Source organism: Streptomyces bluensis (assembly GCF_014650715.1).
GTDB lineage: Bacteria > Actinomycetota > Actinomycetes > Streptomycetales > Streptomycetaceae > Streptomyces > Streptomyces bluensis.
On sequence record NZ_BMVM01000030.1, the window covers coordinates 70,440 to 76,455 of the forward strand.

At 68.5% G+C, this 6,016-nt stretch carries 6 protein-coding genes and 1 pseudogene; 6 read left to right on the forward strand and 1 reads right to left on the reverse strand.

Translation table 11 applies throughout. The annotated features are described in order from the left end of the window. The 5 genes and pseudogenes from IE262_RS37630 to IE262_RS37650 form a co-directional block, all read left to right on the forward strand. Nucleotides 1-312 (forward strand): annotated as a pseudogene (locus tag IE262_RS37630) (hypothetical protein); the annotation flags it as partial. A gap of 76 nt (nucleotides 313-388) precedes the next feature. Further along, nucleotides 389-541, forward strand: coding sequence for a hypothetical protein (locus tag IE262_RS37635; protein ID WP_189880057.1), 153 nt, complete (start codon nucleotides 389-391; stop codon nucleotides 539-541). Next, nucleotides 538-909: a fic family toxin-antitoxin system, toxin component gene (locus tag IE262_RS37640; protein WP_189880058.1), complete on the forward strand. Its 372-nt coding sequence runs from the start codon at nucleotides 538-540 to the stop codon at nucleotides 907-909. Before IE262_RS37635 ends, IE262_RS37640 begins: the two co-directional genes overlap by 4 nt. Nucleotides 910-1,063: 154 nt before the next feature. Continuing rightward, nucleotides 1,064-1,321: a hypothetical protein gene (locus IE262_RS37645; protein ID WP_134041429.1), complete on the forward strand. Its 258-nt coding sequence runs from the start codon at nucleotides 1,064-1,066 to the stop codon at nucleotides 1,319-1,321. Nucleotides 1,322-1,480: 159 nt separating this feature from the next. After that, the gene (locus IE262_RS37650; protein WP_189880059.1) at nucleotides 1,481-2,176 is read left to right on the forward strand and encodes an alpha/beta hydrolase; all 696 of its coding nucleotides are present in this window, start codon (nucleotides 1,481-1,483) and stop codon (nucleotides 2,174-2,176) included. A 51-nt stretch (nucleotides 2,177-2,227) separates the two neighbouring features. On the opposite strand, the gene IE262_RS37655 is transcribed toward IE262_RS37650, so the two are convergent. Beyond that, the gene (locus IE262_RS37655; protein WP_189880060.1) at nucleotides 2,228-5,056 is read right to left on the reverse strand and encodes an AfsR/SARP family transcriptional regulator; all 2,829 of its coding nucleotides are present in this window, start codon (nucleotides 5,054-5,056) and stop codon (nucleotides 2,228-2,230) included. A 507-nt stretch (nucleotides 5,057-5,563) separates the two neighbouring features. On the opposite strand from IE262_RS37655, the gene IE262_RS37660 reads away from it, so the two are divergent. Then, nucleotides 5,564-6,016, forward strand: a 453-nt coding sequence (locus IE262_RS37660; RefSeq protein ID WP_373305229.1) for a MauE/DoxX family redox-associated membrane protein, incomplete at its 3' end; no start/stop codon positions are given.

Genomic DNA, 6,016 nt, shown 5'->3' on the forward strand with positions numbered 1-6,016 from the left:
CTCAACGAACGCGGCCTGCATGGACGTATCGCACACAAGGGTGAGAATGCGCCCATCCAGGCCAGTCGGCGTTGGCACGTGGAGCGTACTCACGCCTGGCAAAACGCCTTTCACCGCCTCGCCCGCTGCTACGAGCGGCGCGTCACCCTCATCGACGCGTTCTTCGACCTCGCCGACACGATCATCACCGTGCGTAGCCTGAACCGACGGGCGTGGACGACTCACCGCTGGGACGAACGCCCGAACCGCTGCGATTACGCAATGGCGGGCGAGTGCGGTCTCACTGCCGTGCCTGCACATGGTGGTGGGTGAGGCCCTGCCTGAGGCTGATCGTTTGGAGTGGACACCCTGACAATGGATCAGCCTCAGCCTGGACTTCAACCATTACGTGGAGCGCCTGATCATCGAGGACACCACCGGAGCCCGCGCCGCCGGCATGGCCGCCGCGCAGCGCCTGATCGAGGAGCACGGCGCCTTCCTCGACGACCTGGAACAGCAGCTCGATGAGCCGTACGCCCAGCAGCCGGGTGCCGCCGCGTGATCCTGCATATCGACGAATCCTGGATCCTGGAAGCTGCTGAGCGGGCCGGCCACCGCGATCCGGGCGTCGATGACTACGGCGTGCCCGTCGCCGCCGTGGCCCGCCACCGCGCCAAGCTCCGGGACTACCCTGTCTACGACGGCCCCTACGCCCGCGCCGCCGCCCTCGTGCACACCCTGGGCCGATGCCGCTGGCTGGAACACTCCAACCTGACCGTTGCCTGCGCGGTCGCCGTCATGTACCTCGAAGCCAGCAACATCCCCGTCAGCCCCATGCGCGAGCAACTCACCGCCCTCGCACACGAGTTGAACAACCCGCGCTGCACCGCCGAACGCATCGCCACCTTCCTGCGCACGTGGAAACCCTGACGTAAGTGAACAACTCCCCGCCCCCGCGGGGATGGTCGCAGGGTCGAAGCCTCCGCCCGCGGGCATTCAAAGTGGCGGTCTACGACGCATTACGCCGCGGACGCGGTGAAGGCATTCGCAGGTAGGAGCAGTACACCTCGACGACGGTCTGCCGGTGGGCAGGGTGGTCCTGGGCAAGACGCTCAAGTGCGTACAGGCCTGCCAGGCGAACGGGAGGGCTGTCGCTGCCCAGCTGCCTGGTCACCGCAGTGCACAGCTCGGTGATGCGGCGTTCGGACGCATCGAACCCGGCGACCTGGTCCGCGGCCTCCTGACGGATGTGGGTGTGCTCGCTGAGCCACTGACGGCGCAAAGCGAGCAGCAGCGCTGCAGCACCACCAGTGCCGGACCCGACCGGCAGAGCCGTTTTTGATGGCGTCGATCCGCGCTGTCGCCCGCTGCGCACCGTGCAACGAGTCAGTCTGAGCCAGCATCACCCGCATCGTCTTTGCTGCCGCGCCATCCTCGACGCCGATGGGAGCCTGTGATCGCAGGTCTGTTCTTCCCGCGAGTGGCCGACGTGGAGGTGGCGATGAGAGTCGTGTTCGTGCACGGGGCGTGCGTGCGGGACGGGTCGTGGTGGTGGCACCGCACCGCCGAGCTGCTGCAGGACCGGGGGGTGCCGAGCGTGTCCCCGGCGCTACCGAGCTGCGGCGAGGCGGGCCGGCGCGGTGGCCTCGGCGGTCCGGGGCTGCCCGAGGATGTTGCCGCGGTGCGGCAGGTGCTGCATGCCGGCGACGAACCGACCGTCGTGGTCGCCCACAGCTACGGCGGCATCGTCACCGCGGAAGCCGCCGTGGGCGTCGGGTCGGTGCACCACCTGCTGCTGGTTTCCAGCTACCTGCCCGAGGTCGGGCAGAGCCTGTCGGATTTCGGGGACGGCAGCCCCGCCCCGTTCCTCGACGTCGACCCCGACGCCGGCACGTTCGGGGTCCGCCCCGAGCTGCTCGTGGATACCTTCCTGCAGGACTGCGACCCCGAGGTCCAGGCGCAGGCGGCGGACCACCTCGCCCGGCAGAGCGTGCAGGTGACCGGGCAGCCGGTCGGGGCGGCCGCATGGCAGCAGTTGCCCTCGACGTACCTCCTCTGCGCTCAGGACCGGGGCACCCCGCCGCGGCTGCAGCGCGAGTTCGCCCGCCGGGCCGGCAGCGTCGTCGAGCTCGACGCCGGCCACCACCCGTTCCTGTCCCAGCCCGCAGCGGTCCGCGACCTGCTGCTGAGCCTGTGAGCCCAGGGATACACCCACCGTAGAGATCACGATCACCCTCAACCGAAAACCTCAGTGGTCTCCAGGTCCGCTGTCTGAGACTAAAGAGGAACCTCTCAGTTGTTCTTCGGTGTCTTGGGCTTTTTTGGCGCGGTTCTGGGAGCGATAGAGGTCGAGAGCTTGTTGCCAACTGTGGCGGGCGTCGGTGTGCTGACCGAGAGCTTTGTGGACTGTTCCGAGGCTGAAGAGGGCGTCTGCGACCTGTGCGCTGTCGTTGGCTTCGCGGCACAGGCGGAGTGCATGACGGTAGTGGTCCAACGCCTCAGCGTATTGCCCGGTGCGACGGGCGATGTAGCCCAGGCTGTCCAGAGCGGCGGCCTGGCCTATGCGGTAGTCGACCTCGCGGAAGAGGGTGAGGGCCCGTGTGCAGTGCGAGCGGGCCAGTTTGTGGTGGCCCAGGAGAGCGTGATTCCATCCCACCGCATTGAGCGCGTTGGCTTCCCATACCGGGTTGTCAAGGGTCTGGTAGAGGCGTAGCGCGTGCTGGGCGTGGCGCAGAGCCTGCTGGTGGTTGCTCTGCTGGGCCTGGACGCGGGCCATGGTGCGGTGGACGTGGGCCTGGCCCGCGGTGTCACTGGCTTCTTCGAACAGGGCGAAGGCTTGTTGCAGGTGCTTCAGGGCCACGGTGTTCTCGCCCATGTCTGAGCGGGTCCGGCTCAGCAGCCAGTGGGCGGTGGCCTGGGCCGCGGGGGCGCCCAGCCGCTCGGCGGCGGTGAGCCCGGTTCGCCATGTCGTGAGCCCGTCCTGTAGACGGCCTCGTTGCCGTTGGAAGAGGTCCAGTGTCCAGGCCAGTTGCCATGCCTGGCGGTCGCGGCCCTGCTCCAGGGCGAGTGCCTGGGCGGCGAGCAGGGTCAGATGTTCTCTGTCGAACCACGCCGGCGCCTCCGCTTTCTCCAGCGGCAGCGGTGTGCAGCCGGCGGTCGGTGCGTCCAATTCGATCGGCGTGCGGTGCGGGAACAGGAGTCGGTCGCCGGCGTGGGCGGTGTGAAGGTAGAAGTCGACCACTCGGCACAGTGCCGCGGTCCGGATGTCCGTGGGCTGGGAACGGCCGTGTTCGGTCGAGTAGAGCCGGACCAGGTCGTGCATGCGATAGCGGCCGGGGGCGTGTTGCCTAAGTAAGTGAGCTTCTTCCAGATCACGCAGAAGGAGTCTCGCGCGGGGGAACGGAAGCGCGGCGAGGCTGGCCGCGGCGGGCAGGCTGATGTCCGGCCCCGGCGCCAGTCCCAGCAGGGCGAAGACCTGTGCGGTCGGGTCCTCCAGGGCCCGGTGGGATGTGTCGAAGACCGCTCGCAGGTCGGTCGTGAGGTCTCCGCCGCTCAGGGCGTCGAGCCTGCTGGTGGCGTCGTCGAGTTCTTCGGCCAGCACACGAAGTGGGAAGTCCGGGCGTGCGGCGGCTCGGGCGGCGACGATGCCCATGGCCAAGGGCAGTCCCGCGCAGCATCGGAGCAGGGCATCCACCGCATCGGGTTCGGCTGCTAGCCGGTCGGGGCCCAGAGCACGGGCGAAAATCTGCCGGGCCTCGTCGTCCGGCAGTGTGTCGAGGGCCAGGTAGTGGGATCCGTGCGTGGCCGTCAGGGCGCCGAGGTGCCTGCGGCTGGTGACCAGCACCATGCAGGTGGCACTGCCGGGCAGCAGCGGGCGGATCTGGTCGGCGTCGTGCGCGTTATCCAGCACGATCAGCATCTGCCGGTCGGCCACCAAGGAGCGGTACAGCCCGGACTGGGCTTCCGGGTTGGCAGGTATCTCCTGAAGGTCGGCGCCCAAGGCGTCGAGGAAGCCGCGCACGACTGTCGGGACGGGCAGCGGGCCAGCGATCGGGTCGAAGCCGCGCAGGTTGACGTACAACTGCCCGTCAGGGAACCGGGCGAGGTGTTCGTGGGCCCAGCGCAGCGCGAGCCAGGTCTTGCCGATACCGCCCACACCGCCGATCGCCGAGATCACCAGCACGCGGTCCGCTCCGAGGGACTCCTTGAGCAGGTTGTCGAGGGCGGCGAGCTCATGGTCGCGTCCGACGAAGGCCCGGGGAGATGGCGGTAGCTGCCGCGGTACAGGCCGGGATCTTCGCGCCGCAGGCACCACGGCAGCCTCGGCCTGAGCGCCGTCGAGTTCGGGATCTGCGCCGAGGATCCGCTCGTGGAGTCGCCGCAGTTCCGCACCCGGGTCGACTCCGAGCTCTTCGGCGAGCCGCCGCCGGGCGCGCTCGTACCCCTCCAGGGCCTCTGCCTGCCGCCCGCACCGGTACAGAGCCAGCATCAGCTGCCCGACCACTCGCTCGTCGAGTGGATGGGCGGCCACCAGTGCGAGCAGCTCGCTCACCAACCGGTCATGCTGTGCCAAACGCAACCGGACGTCAACCAGCTCCAGTTGCGCGGCCAGTCGCTCGCCGTCGAGGAGATCGCGCTGCGCGTTGAACCACGGCGTGTCGACGCCGGTGAACGCGCTGCCCCGCCACAGGCCGAGGGCCTCTCGCCAGAGCGCCTCGGCCTGTTCGTCGGTACCCGCCCTACGAGCCAGGCCCGACAGATCACGGAAGCAATGTATGTCCACCAGCGCGCGCTCGACGGCCAGCCGGTAGCCGCCGCCCCCGTCCCGGATGATGGCGGTGCCCCCACCCGCCAGTAGATGTCTCAGCCGGGAGACGTATCCGTACAGTTTCGTGCGGCCGTTCGTCGCCCCGGTGTCTCCCCAGACCCGGTCCACCAGTGCGTCGGCCGACACCGTCCGGTCCGCGTCGACGAGCAGCGCCGCCAGCACCCGCCGCTGCACCGCGTGCCCCGCGTCGACGGGGACGCCGTCGCGCCGCACCTCGATGGTCCCCAGGATCCCGAAGCGCGTGCCCATCACACCCCCTTTGACCATCCCTAGGGCCACACTCTGGGTGCTGCGCATCGGCGCGCCAAGGCGGATTCAAGCTTTTCCCGAAGGATTCCCGATGACCGCCCCTGCACCGTGTTCGTACAAGTGGCCGCCGGTCGGCTGTTGGACGACCACAGGGGGTTGGGGGAATGCCAGCCCTGAAGAGCCCACCGGCACCCAAGCACGGTGAAGAACAGGAATTTCGTATTCCCTTTCACAGGAAGGTCAAGACCATGGCCGTTGAATGCAGTCCCAATGGTGCAACGTGGAACGAGTACCCGTGCATCACCGCTGCCCCGGGCAGCTGCGAGGCGACCAACCGCAGGTACACCCAGCAGCGCACCTACACGTGTGTGAACGGAGTCAAGGTCGAAGCTTCCGGCCTGCGCAAGTTCGTCCGCTGCGGTTGTTAGTCCATATCTGAACGGCTCTGTCCGCCGCCGCCACCGACGGTCGGGCGGCGGGCAGGCCCTCCTACCCGGGAGCGCCCACGTGCTGGAAGTTGTCACCGAGGTGGGGCGCGGTCTGTTCGCCGCCTTATTCGCCGTGGCGGCGGGCAGTAAAATGCGGCCCCGCGCCTTTGGCGACCTGTCCGTCTCTCTCGCGGCTTACGGCATGACCAGCAAGGTACTCAGCCGTCTTGCCGCTGCGACGCTGATCGTCGCGGAGGCAACTGTGACTGCTGTACTGATTCTTGGCCCTGCCTCCGCGGGGCTCGGGCTTGCCGCGCTGCTCTTGGTGGTGCTCGCCGGAGGCGTTCTGGTGAGTACGCGCCGTCAGCTCAATGTTCGCTGCGCCTGCTTCGGCACCGCCGGCGAGACGTTGAACAGAGGTCATCTGTGGCGCAACACGACCCTGGCGGCGCTGGCCCTGATCCTTGCCCTAGCTGTATTGCCCTGTGAGGTTGGGGACGCGGCTGGCGGGTGGTTGGCCCTTCAGCGCGGT

What these genes read in the sequence shown, in the direction of transcription:
- IE262_RS37655 (WP_189880060.1), bottom strand. Translation starts at nt 5,056, where the DNA reads ATGGGCACGCGCTTCGGGATCCTGGGGACCATCGAGGTGCGGCGCGAC.
- IE262_RS37650 (WP_189880059.1), top strand. Translation starts at nt 1,481, where the DNA reads ATGAGAGTCGTGTTCGTGCACGGGGCGTGCGTGCGGGACGGGTCGTGG.